Below are 16,336 nucleotides of genomic sequence, written 5' to 3'. Positions count from 1 at the left end.
TATTCTTTGCTACTGACAACTGACTATTGACTCTTTCGCAAATAAGGAATTAATTCAAAATGAATACAGCAGAACTGTTAGTACAGTGTTTAGAAAATGAAGGGGTACAATATGTTTTTGGACTTCCAGGCGAAGAAAACTTACACGTTTTAGAAGCGCTTAAACATTCCTCTATTCAATTTATTACAACCCGTCATGAACAAGGTGCAGCTTTCATGGCAGATGTTTACGGACGGTTGACAGGAAAAGCCGGCGTATGTCTTTCCACCTTGGGGCCGGGGGCGACAAATCTCATGACTGGGGTGGCTGATGCCAACCTGGATGGTGCGCCTTTGGTGGCGATTACTGGACAAGTGGGAACCGATAGAATGCACATCGAATCCCATCAATATCTAGATTTAGTGGCGATGTTTGCTCCTGTAACTAAGTGGAATAAACAGATTGTCCGACCGAGTATTACACCCGAAGTAGTGCGTAAAGCCTTCAAGCGATCGCAAAGCGAAAAACCAGGGGCAGTTCACATAGATTTACCAGAAAATATTGCCGCTATGCCCGTAGAGGGCAAACCTTTGCAGAAAGACAATATCGAGAAAACATACGCATCTTTCGCCAGTATTCGTGCCGCCGCCGCCGCTATTTCTCAAGCTGTTAATCCCTTAATCTTAGTGGGAAATGGTGCAATTAGGGCTAAAGCTAGTGATGCCGTCACCCAATTTGCTACCCAAATGAATATCCCTGTTGCTAATACTTTCATGGGTAAAGGTGTGATTCCTTACACTCATCCCTTAGCCTTATGGTCAGTAGGATTGCAACAAAGAGATTTCATTACCTGCGGTTTTGATAATACAGATTTAGTAATTGCTATTGGTTATGATTTGATCGAATTTTCACCCAAAAAATGGAACCCAGAAGGCAAAATTCCTATTGTCCATATTGGTGCAGATTCGGCGGAAATTGACAGTAGCTATATCCCTAATGTATCCGTTATTGGTGATATTTCTGATTCTCTAGTAGAAATATTAAAAGTAGCAGATAGACAAGGCAAACCTAATCCTTATGCTATCAGCTTAAGAGGCAATATTCGGGAAGATTACGAACAATATGCCAATGATGATGGTTATCCGATTAAGCCACAAAAGTTGATCTATGACTTACGGCAAGTAATGGGGCCCGATGATATCGTAATTTCCGATGTCGGCGCTCATAAAATGTGGATAGCCCGTCATTATCATTGCCACAGCCCTAATACCTGTATTATTTCTAATGGCTTTGCCGCAATGGGTATTGCTATTCCTGGTGCTTTGGCTGCAAAACTCGTTTATCCTAACCGTAAAGTTGTCGCCGCTACTGGTGACGGTGGCTTTATGATGAATTGCCAAGAATTAGAAACAGCCCTACGAGTTGGTACACCATTCGTCACCTTAATTTTCAATGATGGCGGCTACGGTTTAATTGAATGGAAACAAGAAAATCAATTTGGTAAAGGACAATCATCTTTTGTACATTTCGGCAATCCAGATTTTGTCAAATTAGCCGAAAGTATGGGCTTAAAAGGTTACAGAGTTGAATCAGCTTTAGATTTAATTCCCGTACTCAAAGAAGCCTTAGCGCAAGATGTACCAGCTGTGATTGATTGTCCTGTAGATTACCGAGAAAATCGCCGCTTTACACAAAAAGCTGGTGAGTTAAGTTGTTCTGTTTAGTAATATTCTAGAAGTATTTTAGTTTGTGGTCGGCACTTTATTTCTAATTTATCTCAGCACTCAAGTGCTGACTACAAACACTATTTTCTTGGCTTTTGCTATTGTCGCTGATTGTTGTCAAGACTCAGCGAACCATAGAAAGTAATTCTAGTGAAATTTGTGCCAATAAAATATATAACTGCACTTCCATCAAGTTTTTGAATCGTCACAGTGTTTTTTCTGGAGTTATTCCATCAACTTGTTTACTGAAGACTTTACACCAAACTTTTATCATTATTTTTTATCGTCGTAGTCGTAGGGTGGGCAATGCCCACCACAAAATTAGTCTTTTATCATGATTTGCAGATTATAGATAACCACTAAATATTTAACCTAATCAAATAAACTTCTAACTTTTGTCATATTAAGTAACCTAACTACAGATAGTCTAAAACATTAGCTTTATGCCAATAGTATGAGGAAGAATAAAACAAATCATGTGTTATATCATCCTTAAGAATTAGATGTTGAATTCAAACTGGCAAATTCCACTTCCGTTGGATCAATACCTAAATCATCGGGTTGTCATATATTTTCTCAGCGACGGAATCTGGGTACCGATTAAGTATTGCAATTTATCAAAGGCAATTGACCTTCATCACAAAACACTAATTGAAGCAAACAAAGAATTTTTTGTTTTTCCTGTTGATTTAAACCCAAATAATTTCCATGATTAGCCAATGGAGAAATTAAATTACCAATTACCATTTTTCAGCCCAATAAATAATTTCTGAAGCAGAACTATCAATAGCCACGCCATAGCTATCACCGTGATTCCACTTAAAACCAGGCCTACCTTTATCCTTTGCATTTAAAACAAGTATTTCATAGGAAGGTGGGAAAGACTCGGCAGCAGATTCACTGGTATAGAAAAACGTAGTTGGTACACCATTGGGTAAATTGGCGTGAATGTTTGTGTCACCACCTCTATATTGATGTTTAGCCAGTTTGCGGTACTGGTCGAGTAACTGTTGAATCTGTTCTGGTGACTTTTTCAGCCTTACTTGGAAGTAGCTACCAGTTTGTGAACTTCCTGGAGCATAGGCTAGGCGCTCATTTTTGACTCCAGCCGGTATTTCTGAGGGAAAGTGTTTAATGTCGTCCTGACTAGACCAAAGTTGATGACGTATTTCTTTGTAGCGTGATGTATCTGTGACTATTTCCGACTGGCTAGTAGTGATAAAAGCTTTTCTTATAAAGAAACTTCCCCCAACAACACCAACGCTGCCAAGAGACAATAAAACTATCATCGTGATTTTGACTAGGTGCGATGGGTTCTGACCCAATGTAAGTGATCGCTTCATAGAGTTGGGTGAGTCTAACTTCTATAGCTATATACCCAACTACTAAACTATATTCGTAATATTTCGGAGGCGATCGCAGATATTTTGATAAAAACTTTTTAAAAGTACGGAAAATACTGCTTTTTTATAAAATTCAGGTAAAGATTATTCAGTAGGAATACGTAAAAAAATAAGGACACAGCATTGCTTTGTCCTTCTGAGTGTGAAGTTATTAGGACTTACGTATGAAAATGAAAAATCAAGGGTTTGGACAAGGGTATAGGCTAACATCTTGCAGCTTCTCAATCAGCCAGTGGTGGGTAATGCCCATCCTACGAAATAATCAGCCTTTTACCCTGTTATTTTCGCAATAAGAGATTGGTATAAGGTGTAAGTGAGGATGTCAATTTTTAAACCCCTTACACCCTTACACCCCTATACCCTTCCTTACAAAGAACCGAATATCATCCCAGCCAGTACAATAAAACCAATCCAGACATTTTGCCGGAACATCTCACCATAAGCAGGATTGGGCAATTGTGGCTGTCTTAAACGTAAAACCTGCCAAATCCAACCAACTGAAGCGATTCCTAAGGTAATCCAGAATGCTAGATGTAGGTGGATGGCAACACCCAACCAAGTTAGGCAAATAATTGTGCCTAAAAAGAAAATGCCAATAGCTAAAGGAGCATAATCACCAAAAAATAAGGCACTGGAATTAACCCCAATTCGTTGATCATCTTCGCGATCGCTCATGGCGTAAACTGTATCAAATCCCAATGTCCAGAGTAAGGTTGCCCCCCACAGTAACCAAGTTGCTTGAGAAATGTTTTGTGTTACTGCACTCCAGCTAATTAACACCGCAAAACCCCAAGCAATGGACAAAACCAACTGCGGGACAGGAAACACTCGCTTTGCACCCGGATAAAGCAAAATTACAGGCACAGCAGCCACAGATAACCAAAAGCTCAAGGAGTTCAGGTAATAGGCGAGAATTGCCGCACAAAATAACGCTATAATACCAACTGCAATACCAACTTTTATAGAAAGAGTCCGAGCTGCTAAAGGGCGATCGCGCGTTCTCTCCACTTCTGGATCAATATCCCGATCCCACAAATCATTAACCACGCATCCAGCCGCACTGGTAGCTAGAGTACCCAAAACAATTACCCCCACCAAAGGCAAAGGGGGTTTACCAGCCGCCGCCAAAAACACAGCCCAAAGTGCCGGAATCATCAAAATTAATCGTCCTTCTGGTTTGTGCCACCGCAAAAGACGGAAAATTGTCAGCCAAATGGGTTCTTGGTGAGTTTCTAGCATGGGGATTGGGGATCGGGTACTGGGGATCGGGGATTGGGTATTGGGTATTGGGTATTGGGTATTGGGGATCGATGTAGATTACCTATGACTATCCTGTTTCTTTCTACTCTTCCCAGTTCCTAATCCCCAGTCCCCAGTCCCTACTTCACACATCTTTACATCTATAGAATAGCGTTATTTGATATTTGTAAAGACATAATCTTCAGTGACTATTTAACTAAATTTAGTTAAATAGTCACTGAACTTGTCAGCAGCAGGGTGAATATACTTAAGTTCAGGTAGTTCCAACTACGCTCAACCTGAGAATTAAGTGTGTTGCAACATAATATCAGTGCCAACTACCCCGACACATCATTCATTACCATCCATCCTGAATACAGAGAGAAGACTAGATGGTGAATTTAGTTTCATCTAGCTGGGAGAGTGTCAGCACTCAACCAGTTCAGCAACACCGGATTATTGCTGCCATTGACATGGGAACCAATTCTCTGCACATGGTAGTGGTAAAGATTGACCCGACACTACCAGCTTTTAGCATTGTTTCCAGAGAAAAAGAAACCGTGCGACTGGGCGATCGCAATATTGCCACTGGGGAGTTAAAACCAGAGGTCATGGCAAAAGCGATCGCTACGTTGAAGCGCTTTCAAGAAGTTGCCAAAACTGCCAACGCGGAAACATTAATTGCTGTGGCGACTAGTGCGGTGCGGGAAGCGCCCAATGGTAAAGATTTTTTACACCAGATAGAAACGGAATTGGGTTTAAGCGTTGACTTGATTTCTGGTCAAGAAGAAGCACGACGCATTTACCTTGGTGTTTTGTCGGGGATGGAATTTCATAACCAACCGCACCTGATTATTGATATTGGTGGTGGTTCTACGGAGTTGATTTTAGGTGATACTCAAGAACCTCGCACCCTCACCAGCACCAAAGTTGGTGCGGTACGACTCACGAGCGAGTTAATCACCACAGATCCCATCAGCAATATTGAGTTTCAATACCTGCAAGCCTATGCCAGGGGAATGTTAGAACGTTCTGTAGAGGAAGTGCTAGCTAACCTGAATTTTGGCGAATCTCCCCGTTTAATTGGCACTTCTGGCACTATTGAAACCATCGCTATGATTCATGCGCGGGAAAAATCTGGTACAGTCCCTTCTACCCTCAACGGCTATCAATTCACTCTCAAAGACTTGCGAGAGTGGGTAAATCGCCTGCGGAGAATGACAAATGCCGAAAGAGCCGCTATCCCCGGAATGCCCGAAAAACGCTCTGAAGTCATACTCGCCGGCGCTGTCATCTTACAAGAAGCCATGACCCTGTTGGGTGTGGAGTCATTAACCGCTTGTGGTCGCGCACTACGGGAAGGGGTAATTGTTGACTGGATGTTAAGCCACGGCTTAATTGAAGACAGATTGCGGTTTCAAAGTTCGATTCGCCAGCGTAGTGTCCTTAAACAAGCAAGTAAGTATCAAGTTAACTTAGAGTATAGCGATCGCGTAGCTACATTTGCCCTGAGTTTATTTGACCAAACCCAAGGACTACTACACCACTGGGGCAGCAACGAACGGCGATTACTTTGGGCGGCGGCAATTTTACACAACTGCGGTCATCATGTCAGCCATTCATCCCACCACAAACATTCCTACTATCTCATTCGCAATAGTGAACTACTCGGTTACAACGAAACCGAGATCGAAATCATTGCCAATTTAGCCCGGTATCACCGCAAATCACCACCCAAGAAAAAGCATGAAAATTTCCGGAACCTGTTGAGTAAAGAGCATCGGCAAGCCGTGAGCCAATTAAGTGCGCTGTTAAGATTGGCAGTAGCATTAGATCGGCGACAAATTGGAGCGATCGCTCAAATCAAATGTGATTATTATCACCACTTCCAGCAGTTTAATTTGCTCATCTATCCATCTCGACCCGATGATAATTGCGCCTTAGAACTCTGGAGTTTAGACTACAAAAAAGCAGTCTTTGAAGCAGAATTTGGTGTGAAATTACTCACCCATTTGGAAAAAAACTTACTTCCTAATTTCTCCTAAACAAGCTACGTTGCTGGTGATCAATTCAGGAAATGGTAATAGGTAATGGGTCATAGGTAATAGCTAAAAATCTTCTCCCAATTACTTGTTACCTGTTACCCATGACCAAATCCCTAAGTATTATTTCCTTCACAAAAAGACACAATTGGGTAGAATTGGTTAAAGTAATCTCTGCATCTGTAAACCAAAGGCATCACCAACACCATGCAACTGAAACTCAGTGCATCCAAATTTCCCATAGCCCCTCTACTGCTAATTGCTCCATTTTTTTTATGGGGGACGGCAATGGTAGCCATGAAAGGAGTTATGCCCCACACCACACCGTTTTTCTTGGCGGGAGTGCGGTTGCTACCGGCGGGAGTGTTAATTTTAATTGCCGCCGCACTGTCAGGTAGACCCCAGCCCAATAGTTGGCAAGCGTGGTTATGGATTTCCTTATTTGGGCTAGTGGATGGAACCTTATTTCAAGGGTTCTTAGCTGAAGGGTTAGTCCGTACCAGTGCAGGGTTAGGTTCAGTCATGATTGACTCCCAACCTTTAGCGGTGGCGTTGCTGTCGCTGTGGCTATTTCAAGAACGGATTGGTTTATGGGGATGGCTGGGATTAGGTCTGGGAGTCACAGGAATTAGTTTAATTGGCTTACCTGATGAGTGGATTTTCAGTTTACTAGGTACAGGTGCAGAGGTGACAATTGGCAACTGGCAAAACCTGTTTGCTAGTGGTGAATGGTTAATGCTGTTAGCGGCTTTGTCGATGGCAGTGGGAACGGTATTAATTAGATTCGTAACCCGCTATGTTGACCCTGTGACGGCTACAGGCTGGCACATGATTATTGGTGGGTTACCATTGTGGGGGATTTCCTCAGTCGTAGAATCTCAACAATGGGAAAACCTGGTAGGTTCGGAATGGCTGGCTTTAGCTTATGCTACCGTCTTTGGCAGTGCGATCGCCTACGGATTATTTTTCTACTTCGCTTCTAGTGGTAGTCTTACCAGCCTCAGTTCCCTCACCTTCCTTACTCCCATATTTGCCCTGTTATTCGGTCATCTCTTACTCTCCGAAGTTCTCAGTACTTTGCAATGGGTAGGAGTATTCCTCACTTTAATCAGCATCTACCTCATAAATCAGCGTGATAACCTGGCAGGACAGAACAAACAATCTGTCATGGAGGAAATATCTGCAAAATCCCAGCCAATACTCGCAGAAGCAACTGCGAAAAAGCTCAATCCCTTAACTGTAAAAGTTAGAGAGTCTGAGCCAGAAACTCTACCCTGAGACACTTGCCCATAAAAAATCATCAATCGCTGAGTTTGCAGAGCAAGTGAAGACAGAAGAATCTGAATTTTTGGATCACCTGAATCAGAAGAAAAAATAAAATAATTAGACAAAATAAGGTATATTACTAGCAACTATGGTTAGATTTTTGCGTCAAAATAAAAATTAGTACTTACACACATTTAGGTTATCAATTCCCCGATAACTTTAAAAACACATTCAGGCTCTAACTTTTAATATGAGGCTAAACTACCCCTCAATTTTCATACTTACCTGTTTTTCTTGTGTGGGTTTTTACTCAACTCAAGCCAGTACAGCTACAACCAACTTCGCACCTGAAAAATTAGAAGTGGCACAAGTCAGTTCCACTTCGACGATTGGGCAAGTTGTTCTGAAGCCAGGTAGTCAAGGGCCGGATGTGCAAACACTACAAACGCAATTAAAGCAGTTAGGATATTACAGTGGCATTGCTGATGGAAAATACGGAGACAGTACAAAAAAGGCTGTAGCAAAATTTCAGCAAGCTAAGGTGTTTAGTAGAGTTGATGGGGTGGCGGATCTAGCCACTAAGAGAATTTTACAAACAGCCTTGATAGATAATCAGAATAAACTAGCTGTCGCCTCATCTTCTGAAGCTCCCGTCACAACCACCAATAACTCTAATTCAGCCTTTAGAGATTTTCTTTGGTGGTCAATATTGGGCTTAGGAACTTTAGGAACTATTGGCGCAATCTTATATTTATTACGGCGGTTTGACCCCAAAAAAACCACAGAAGCAACTCAAAACAGCGCCACAAAAAGCTTTAAGTGCCAATCAGCAAGATCCCATTGCACCAGTTTTACAAGAGTTAGCACACACATCTAATTATCAGGAAACTACTGCTCAAGCCAGCGTTTCCCAAACAGCGCCAGCATCATTCCCCGCGACGGTGATGCCCATAGAAACAACTTCACGTCTTGCTAAACTCAACATTGTGGATGAGTTAGTTCAAGATTTACGTAGTACTGACCCCACAAAACGACACAAAGCTATCTGGGATTTAGGACAACAGGGCGATTCGCGTGCAATTCAACCACTCGTCAATATGTTGATTGATGCCGATTCACAACAACGGAACTTAATTTTGGCTGCTTTATCAGAAATTAACGTCCGTTCACTCAAACCAATCAACAAGGCTTTTGCCGTCTCCATGCAGGACGAAAGCCCACAAGTTAGACAAAACGCAATTCGTGATTTAACTCGCGTCTATGACATGATGGCTCAGATGAGCCAGATGTTAGCTCATGCCCTAGATGACCCTGATGCTGAAGTCCAGGCAACAGCAAGGTATGCCCTAACTCAGATGAATAGAATGCGGAATGTAGATAAAAAAAGCCTAGCAGACAGTACTCTAGAAGATTCTCGTTAAAATCCTCATTTACAACTTTTTCATCTGGACTTGAATAGTAGTGTTGCGGCCTGCCAAAATAAAAGCGGCATCTCCAAATTTGGGGGCGCTGGTGCGAACTTCTGGGTTACGTGAAAATCCAAAGGGTTCAACAGGCATACCTAAGTCATTGCGATTAAGAGTGCCATCACCATTCAAGTCTTGAATGGCTGCTACAGCGTAAGTTCCTGCTTTTAAGTTGTTAAAAGTAAGTTTTAATGGTGTTTCGTTAATCTGAGTACACTGCCTATCGAATACCCGTTTGCGGTCACCGGGGAATCCTTGGCTACTAGTAAATATGCTGACGCAAACTTGTCCTTGTTTGTTTTTTAACCCATCAATTTCCACAGTCAGCTTGCCATTAAAATTAGCCCTAGCACTCCATGACCAAGCTAAATTTCCCAAAGTTGTCAGCAGTATTAGGCTAACTGCCCATTTTTTTCTCATAAGATATTACTTTATTGGTTCATGCAGATTGATCCTGACACGGTCTAGTCAATATACGCAAGTATTCTGTGTAAAAATCTTGATTCATTTGCCGACTACTTTAAATTTGAGTGGAATTTTAATAATGAACTCGGCTCCTTTTCCTAAACTAGATATACAATCCATCTGTCCACCATGTTTCTCAACGATAATCTGATGGCAGATAGATAAACCTAAACCAGTACCTTTACCTACAGGCTTAGTCGTAAAAAATGGGTCAAACAATCGCTGTTTTGCCTCTTCTGGGATTCCTATCCCGTTGTCAGCAATGCGAATTACTACTTGCTGATCATCTATAATTTCTGTCCGAATGATAATTTGTGGCTTGGTTACCATTCCTGAATATTTGACTATAGCTTCTTCCAAAGCATCAATAGCATTGCTGAGAAGATTCATAAATACTTGATTGAGTAAACCAGCATAGCAATCAACTAAAGGCAGGTTCTCATATTCTTTGATAACGTTAATAGGGTGAGTAATGTTTGGGTTTTTGAGCCGACTTTGTAAAATCAGCAAAGTGCTATCAATACCTTCATGAATATCCACCAGTTTTCTATCAGATTCATCCAGACGAGAGAAATTGCGTAAAGAGCGAATAATTTGTACGATCCGATCGCACCCACTCCGCATAGAAGTTAGTAGATTAGGTAAATCATGGCTAATAAAGCCCAGTTCACTTTCAGCGATCGCAGTTGTAATTTCCTCTACAGGATGGGGATAATTATGTTGGTATAAATTGATGAGGTTGAGTAATTGCTGAGTGTAGTCAATAGTATGGACAAGATTACCAGCAATAAAGTTGATGGGATTATTAACTTCATGAGCAATACCTGCGACCAACTGACCTAAAGCCGCCATTTTCTCATTTTGCAATAGTTGAGTATAGTTATTTTGCAGGTCACGAAATCCTGCCTTAGCTATTCGGGATTGTTTTTTGACGTGTTGTAGTTTTTCTAGGGTGAGAGCATGAATTTGGGAGTTAGCTAAAAGCAGCTGATGGAAATCGAGTACCTCATGCTTTCCCGATGCACTTTTCACTAAAATTGGTTCATAGACAAATTGAGGTGATCGCTGCAATGCTTCTTGAGTAGTTTCTGTTACTAACTTATGGGCAGGAAAGATAAAAATTTGTGCTTGGAGAAAATTGTAGAGACTTTCAATCGGGCGCATCGAAAACAAGCCAAAACTATAAGGACGACTCATACACTCAAAAAATCGCTGTCGTGAAATCATCCCTACAAATTTCTGATTATCAGTTAAAATGACTCCTGGCAATAAAGGCTCATGCTCAAAAAAGCTAATCAATTTGTTACCTGGAAGATGAATTTCCACCTCAACATCCCACACAGGTAATTCTTGTAACGTAGAATCTAATTTCAGGCTCAAATCATGACCGTTTTTCACGCTTTGATTAGCGAGCATAATTTTGTTCCTTTAGCCCTCAGGTATTTTTGCTACTTTCCATTCCGAACAATTACAGTTCAGCCAATTACTCAAAAAGCAGTATTCCCATATTTAGTTTTCCCAAAGTACTTTTACAAATTTTCACAATAGCGACTATCCAGCCTGCACTTCATGAAATCTTTATATGCTTCAGTTGTCAGTTACTCTCCACTCCCCAATCTCTCATCTTCCCGTACTCTACTTGGGGCTTTTTTGTTGCAGAAGCGATCGCCAGTCTCGTAGACTATTTTCTGTCCATAGCCAATTTTTGCTCAATTCGTCTAGCTGAAAATTGATGGGATCTTTTTCTAAAACTGTTTGCCGCAATTTGAGGGCTTCATTCATATATTGCGCCTGCTTATCGGGAGGTAAATCACGGGCATTTTTATACATCCCCAATGCTAAACCAGCATATGCCGGTAAAGCCTCAATCGGCACATCTGCGGTAGGGGAAATTTCGACAGTATCAGCAGCGCTCTCTTGCTCTAGTGCTAGATTTAATGCTTGAAACCAAGAGTCATTGGCTCGATTGATATTACCCTCAGCATAATAAGCAAACCCTAAAGCATTGGTATATAAAAGTGAGTTTGGGTTAGCTTTCACCGCTATTTCCCAATAACGACGGGCATCATCAATACTGTATTTTTTATCTCCCGTTTGGATAGACTGCCAAGCTAATCTTCCTTTGAGGAAGTTAACTGATGCCTGTTTTTCTTGATTGGAAGGAATTAATTGTAATGCTGTTTGGGCAGGTTGTAGTGCGTTGCGATTGAGTAATTCTTCTACAGCTGCTAGTCCAGAATCTAAATCACCTTGATTCAATTTTTCTGTAGCTGTAGCTGTCACCATTCCCGTAGACATTTCCCGTAAATCTGTTGGGGGCTGAGTCTCCACGGGTAATGATGGGTTGGGAATGGGGGGTATGTCGCGTACTACTGTTGTCTGGCGACTTTGCCACCAACTAAAAATCAGTATAGTGGCGATCGCACCCAGCCCAATCATCCCGAAAATCTGCCAACGCTTGCGACGGACACGATTTCTCGATGCAAGAAGGCGGAAATTTTCTAAGTCTTGGTTCAGGTTTTGAGCAGTATGATTAGTTGCGGGAGGTGGAATCCTGGAGAAATCTTCCCGTGGTGCAGTCGCAATTGGCCGTTCTAGATGACTACCTTGCAAAGATTTTCCAACTTCTGGAGGTACTTCAGGTTCTTCATCACCTATACTTTGCTGATCTAGTTGGCGAAATATATCAGAAACAAAAGCCGAATCTTCTGCATAACTTGGGTCATCATACTCAATCTCATCCACGAGATCGCCCCAAGTTTCTTCCCCTAACCAGTCCACTCCTGAAGAGTCATGCACCAAAGCAGAGGGGATCATATCCTCAATCGGTAAAGACATTTCCCCATCATCCAGCACACCAGAGTAAGTAGATGCGGTATTTGCTGCTAAAGATGAACTATATTCATCCAGCGAACCAACACTTGTAGCCGCAGAAACTCTAGGGTTAAGGAAACCGTCAAATTCCGGTTGGAGATATAAAATTGGTAATGCCCAGTAAAGCTGGTGTGAACCATAGGCAGAAATTAATCCCTGACGTACCCGACTCACACATAAATCTACAGGATATCCTTGACTCAAATTTCGATAAAACAATTGTGTGAGAGTCAGCGCCACTTCATCAGGAATACGTTCCGACATTGCCAAAACGCTTTGAATACCCCGCTTAACTAAGCTATCTGTAAGGTTGCGTTCTCCTGTGTCACCACTATTATCAAAGCTCGCGGTGTAGGTACCCCAACAGGAGTTAAACACCGCCATTTGGATATTATTGTTAACCAACAAACCCGCTAAATCGTCGCCACAGAGGGTTTCTGTTAAGCCAGTCCGGCTACTGACCAAATAAATTTCACCCCCGTTCGCGCCTAAATTGCTATGACCGGAGTAGTGTAAAACATGATATCTTCCTTGTTCTAAAGCCTGGGTTACTTCTTCTCTCCCTGGCTGGTTGAGTAGGGTGAGATCAATTTCTGGGAGATAATTACCACCTTCGATTGATCTGGGTAGCTGACGATGCAGTTCTGCTTGCAGTCGAATAGATTCTTGTTTCAGTAGCTCCAAACTTGCTTGATCTGTGGGTGATGCGAGGATCATTAAAACTCTCACAACGCCATCTTCTGACAGCTTGAGTCTGTTGGACGAAGACAAACGAGACACGGGTGAAATCCCGCTTTGGTAACGAGAGAAAGCAATATAAGGGCCTGTTGCTAGGGGGCGATCGCCTGCGTGCATCACTTCCCACGGCAGACGTGCTAACCTAGTATCCTTGAGACCTAACCGTAAACGTAGTACTTGTTGGTGGTTTTGAGCAATACCTTGGGCTGTAATCAAGCTATCTCTGAGAGTACCTTGAAACAGTGCATTATAAAGTTGTTGACCTAATGCTACTAAATTAACAGAGTTGCGGGCGATCGCACTTTCCCGCCCCATAGAAAGAAACGCATCTCCCTGTAAAACTGATTTCAATGGGTCATTCATCAAATGCCCAGCCGCCGCCAACCAATCAGCTACAGGCCATGTCACCAGTTCTTCTGCCAAAGGTACCCCAGGCGCGACTTCTTCCGTCCGCACCAAGTAGTCATTCTGCCCTACTGGGGTTACAGAAATGTGAAATTCCTGGGACACAACTTCTCCTATCTGCCTCCTAAATCTAGCTTGAAACGCCAAAGTTTCAATTCGATTTCCATTTTTTCTGTAAATCTAGATGCAGCAAGCCATTGAATGTTTCTCCACTCAAAGGTTTTGCTGGTTCTACATCTACAACTTTATCCGGATTGGTTAGCATCTGCCCAGAACAGTTTAACGGTAGATGCACCTTGATCTTTAACTCCCCTAGTTGGTTGATAGCCACTGGGGGTTTTTTCTATAACTAGCATATACTTAGATTATTCTACTGTCTTGGGCAGGGAAAATTTACCAATTCCCTAAGACAGACCTTAATGAATAAGTATTTTGTCTAACTTGTAAAAAAGTCTCATCATTAATTTCCTAGTTTGCAAATATGGACTAGGGATTTTTTATGATTACCGAGTAACCAGCATCATTGTGCAGATTCATCCGGAATTGAGTGAATATGGATAGAACAATTAATTGGTAGATGCACCCTGATAACTAACTCCCCTAGCTGGCTAACACCGACTGGGGGCTTTTTTTATGTTCATAAATAGCCAGCATAATCGTGCAGATTCATCCGGAATTGAGTGAATATGGATAGAACAATTAATTGGTAGATGCACCCTGATAACTAACTCCCCTAGCTGGCTAACACCGACTGGGGGCTTTTTTTATGTTCATAAATAGCCAGCATAATCGTGCAGATTCATCCGGAATTGAGTGAATATGGGTAGAACAATTAATTGGTAGATGCACCCTGATAACTAACTCCCCTAGCTGGCTAACACCGACTGGGGGCTTTTTTTATGTTCATAAATAACCAGCATAATCGTGCAGATTCATCCGGAATTGAGTGAATATGGATAGAACAATTAATTGGTAGATGCACCCTGATAACTAACTCCCCTAGCTGGCTAACACCGACTGGGGGCTTTTTTATGTTCATAAATAACCAGCATCATTGTGCAGATTCATCCGGAATTGAGTGAATATGGATAGAACAATTAATTGGTAGATGCACCCTGATAACTAACTCCCCTAGCTGGCTAACACCGACTGGGGGCTTTTTTATGTTCATAAATAACCAGCATCATTGTGCAGATTCATCCGGAATTGAGTGAATATGGATAGAACAATTAATTGGTAGATGCACCCTGATAACTAACTCCCCTAGCTGGCTAACACCGACTGGGGGCTTTTTTTATGTTCATAAATAGCCAGCATAATCGTGCAGATTCATCCGGAATTGAGTGAATATGGGTAGAACAATTAATTGGTAGATGCACCCTGATAACTAACTCCCCTAGCTGGCTAACACCGACTGGGGGCTTTTTTTATGTTTAGCAATCAGTAACTTCTTTGATCATAAGATTGTTGAAAATATCTGATTGCTGATGGAAAACCGATTATTTTGATGAACGTACCCTAATAAATAACTCTCCCCAGTGGCTGCCACTTGTAAGGGCTTTTTTTGTAAAAAAAAGCAACTTCATTTGTGACAATTTCATCCGGAACATCCTGTTGAATCAGAGAACAATTAATTGGTAGATGCACCCTGATAACTAACTCCCCTAGTTGGCTGCCACCACTAGGGGTTTTTTATTGGAAATGAACCACAGCATACCTTTGATGCAATTTATCCGGAAGACTGTAATTCAAAATAGAACAATTAATTGGTAGATGCACCTCAATAACTAACTCCCTAGTTTGGTTAAGACTAACTGGTGATTGGTAGATGCACCTTGATAACTAACTTCCCTGTTTGGTTAAAGTAAGTAGGAGCTTTTTTTCATCAACCTTTAGGTTGCTTGCCCTATGGATTGGTAGTTGCTTAGGGCTACAGTTTAGCTCAAGATTGGAGTTATATTCTAGCGCGGATGGAGTACTATTGGGATGAATGTCACCATCTTTTGACCAGAATTTCTTGAGTCTTAGGAATTATAACTTACTTTTGTTATTTTTCAATTAAATAAGTAATCTAAAAAATGCTACCCTTTCGATTACTTATTTTGCGACTGCGATCGCTCTAGAATTTGATAGAAAATACCCTATTTGAGTGATGCGTTGGTATACTCTACCATCAATCTAGTTGATTTCTATATGTTAGTTCACAAGTAGTTATGATTTTTGTGCAGAGAGAGCATATCTAGGCGCTCATGTCTAGATTCTCTCAAAATTTTAATTTTTCTCTAGAAATTTTACTTTTACACCTATAACAGTTTAATGTCTGTAGCCTAAGCGCTATGCTGAAGAATATTGGCTACATCAACAAGAGACACAGAGCTACATGAGTTTAGCTGTCATTAAGTTTTCCTCCGAAGAGTGCGGCATCTGCCACAAAATGGCTTTCTATGACCAAAAAGTGGCTGAAGAACTGGGCTTACAATTTATTGATGTCAAAATGCAGGATACGGCGACTTATCGCAAGTATCGCAAGATTTTGCTGACTCAGTATCCCGATAAATCCGAAATGGGATGGCCTACTTATATTATCTGCGAGTCTCCCGAAGGAGAATTCAACATCAAAGGTGAAGTTAAAGGAGGTCATCCCAAAGGTGAATTTAGAACTCGTCTACAGCAGGTTCTTGATTCCAGTAGTAGTTAGGGGTTTAGGGGTGTAGGGGAAATGAGAGGAATGAGGG

At 41.7% G+C, this 16,336-nt stretch carries 12 protein-coding genes; 6 read left to right on the top strand and 6 right to left on the bottom strand.

Translation table 11 applies throughout. The features are described from left to right. Nucleotides 1–59 precede the first annotated feature (59 nt). Complete coding sequence (locus tag ACN222_RS17795; RefSeq protein ID WP_010997705.1) at nucleotides 60–1,703, top strand: acetolactate synthase large subunit; 1,644 nt, start codon at nucleotides 60–62, stop codon at nucleotides 1,701–1,703. A 740-nt stretch (nucleotides 1,704–2,443) separates the two neighbouring features. Here ACN222_RS17795 and ACN222_RS17790 read toward each other — a convergent pair. Both ACN222_RS17790 and ACN222_RS17785 read right to left on the bottom strand, forming a co-directional pair. Next, entirely contained in the window at nucleotides 2,444–3,046 is a 603-nt protein-coding gene (locus ACN222_RS17790) for a hypothetical protein (protein WP_010997704.1), read from the bottom strand. A gap of 426 nt (nucleotides 3,047–3,472) precedes the next feature. Further along, entirely contained in the window at nucleotides 3,473–4,345 is an 873-nt protein-coding gene (locus tag ACN222_RS17785) for a 4-hydroxybenzoate solanesyltransferase (protein WP_010997703.1), read from the bottom strand. 392 nt (nucleotides 4,346–4,737) lie between these two features. Here ACN222_RS17785 and ACN222_RS17780 point away from each other — a divergent pair, with 392 nt between their 5' ends. From ACN222_RS17780 to ACN222_RS17765, 4 genes are all read left to right on the top strand, one after another. Further along, on the top strand, nucleotides 4,738–6,390 hold the full coding sequence (locus ACN222_RS17780) for a Ppx/GppA phosphatase family protein (protein ID WP_010997702.1): 1,653 nt from the start codon (nucleotides 4,738–4,740) through the stop codon (nucleotides 6,388–6,390). Nucleotides 6,391–6,594: 204 nt separating this feature from the next. Next, the gene (locus ACN222_RS17775; protein ID WP_010997701.1) at nucleotides 6,595–7,665 is read left to right on the top strand and encodes a DMT family transporter; all 1,071 of its coding nucleotides are present in this window, start codon (nucleotides 6,595–6,597) and stop codon (nucleotides 7,663–7,665) included. 286 nt (nucleotides 7,666–7,951) lie between these two features. Continuing rightward, complete coding sequence (locus ACN222_RS17770) at nucleotides 7,952–8,530, top strand: peptidoglycan-binding domain-containing protein (protein ID WP_044521802.1); 579 nt, start codon at nucleotides 7,952–7,954, stop codon at nucleotides 8,528–8,530. After that, nucleotides 8,418–9,074 carry a HEAT repeat domain-containing protein gene (locus tag ACN222_RS17765; protein WP_231865475.1) on the top strand — a complete coding sequence of 219 codons (657 nt, stop codon included), beginning with the start codon at nucleotides 8,418–8,420 and terminating at the stop codon, nucleotides 9,072–9,074. Before ACN222_RS17770 ends, ACN222_RS17765 begins: the two co-directional genes overlap by 113 nt. A gap of 9 nt (nucleotides 9,075–9,083) precedes the next feature. Here the strand turns inward: ACN222_RS17765 and ACN222_RS17760 are convergent, their stop codons facing one another. The 4 genes from ACN222_RS17760 to ACN222_RS17745 all read right to left on the bottom strand — a co-directional run bounded on the left by ACN222_RS17760 (nucleotide 9,084) and on the right by ACN222_RS17745 (nucleotide 13,932). Further along, nucleotides 9,084–9,539 (bottom strand): DUF2141 domain-containing protein, encoded by a 456-nt coding sequence (locus tag ACN222_RS17760; protein ID WP_010997698.1) that lies wholly within the window; start codon nucleotides 9,537–9,539, stop codon nucleotides 9,084–9,086. Nucleotides 9,540–9,623: 84 nt separating this feature from the next. Beyond that, entirely contained in the window at nucleotides 9,624–11,000 is a 1,377-nt protein-coding gene (locus ACN222_RS17755) for an ATP-binding protein (RefSeq protein WP_010997697.1), read from the bottom strand. A gap of 219 nt (nucleotides 11,001–11,219) precedes the next feature. After that, nucleotides 11,220–13,706, bottom strand: coding sequence for a cell division protein HetF (gene hetF / locus ACN222_RS17750; RefSeq protein WP_044521801.1), 2,487 nt, complete (start codon nucleotides 13,704–13,706; stop codon nucleotides 11,220–11,222). Nucleotides 13,707–13,752: 46 nt separating this feature from the next. Then, nucleotides 13,753–13,932 carry a hypothetical protein gene (locus ACN222_RS17745; RefSeq protein WP_096637168.1) on the bottom strand — a complete coding sequence of 60 codons (180 nt, stop codon included), beginning with the start codon at nucleotides 13,930–13,932 and terminating at the stop codon, nucleotides 13,753–13,755. A 2,049-nt stretch (nucleotides 13,933–15,981) separates the two neighbouring features. On the opposite strand from ACN222_RS17745, the gene ACN222_RS17740 reads away from it, so the two are divergent. Further along, complete coding sequence (locus ACN222_RS17740) at nucleotides 15,982–16,299, top strand: hypothetical protein (RefSeq protein WP_010997695.1); 318 nt, start codon at nucleotides 15,982–15,984, stop codon at nucleotides 16,297–16,299. Nucleotides 16,300–16,336 lie beyond the last annotated feature (37 nt).

This window comes from Anabaena sp. FACHB-595 (genome assembly GCF_048568275.1).
Lineage (GTDB): Bacteria > Cyanobacteriota > Cyanobacteriia > Cyanobacteriales > Nostocaceae > Trichormus.
Note: the sequence above shows the minus strand (reverse complement) of the source record. Positions and strands in the feature narration are given on the sequence as shown.

Coding starts and splice junctions, on each gene's coding strand:
- ACN222_RS17790 (WP_010997704.1), bottom strand. CDS start 3,046: ATGAAGCGATCACTTACATTGGGTCAGAACCCATCGCACCTAGTCAAA.
- ACN222_RS17780 (WP_010997702.1), top strand. CDS start 4,738: ATGGTGAATTTAGTTTCATCTAGCTGGGAGAGTGTCAGCACTCAACCA.
- ACN222_RS17785 (WP_010997703.1), bottom strand. CDS start 4,345: ATGCTAGAAACTCACCAAGAACCCATTTGGCTGACAATTTTCCGTCTT.
- ACN222_RS17775 (WP_010997701.1), top strand. CDS start 6,595: ATGCAACTGAAACTCAGTGCATCCAAATTTCCCATAGCCCCTCTACTG.
- ACN222_RS17760 (WP_010997698.1), bottom strand. CDS start 9,539: ATGAGAAAAAAATGGGCAGTTAGCCTAATACTGCTGACAACTTTGGGA.
- ACN222_RS17740 (WP_010997695.1), top strand. CDS start 15,982: ATGAGTTTAGCTGTCATTAAGTTTTCCTCCGAAGAGTGCGGCATCTGC.
- ACN222_RS17795 (WP_010997705.1), top strand. CDS start 60: ATGAATACAGCAGAACTGTTAGTACAGTGTTTAGAAAATGAAGGGGTA.
- ACN222_RS17755 (WP_010997697.1), bottom strand. CDS start 11,000: ATGCTCGCTAATCAAAGCGTGAAAAACGGTCATGATTTGAGCCTGAAA.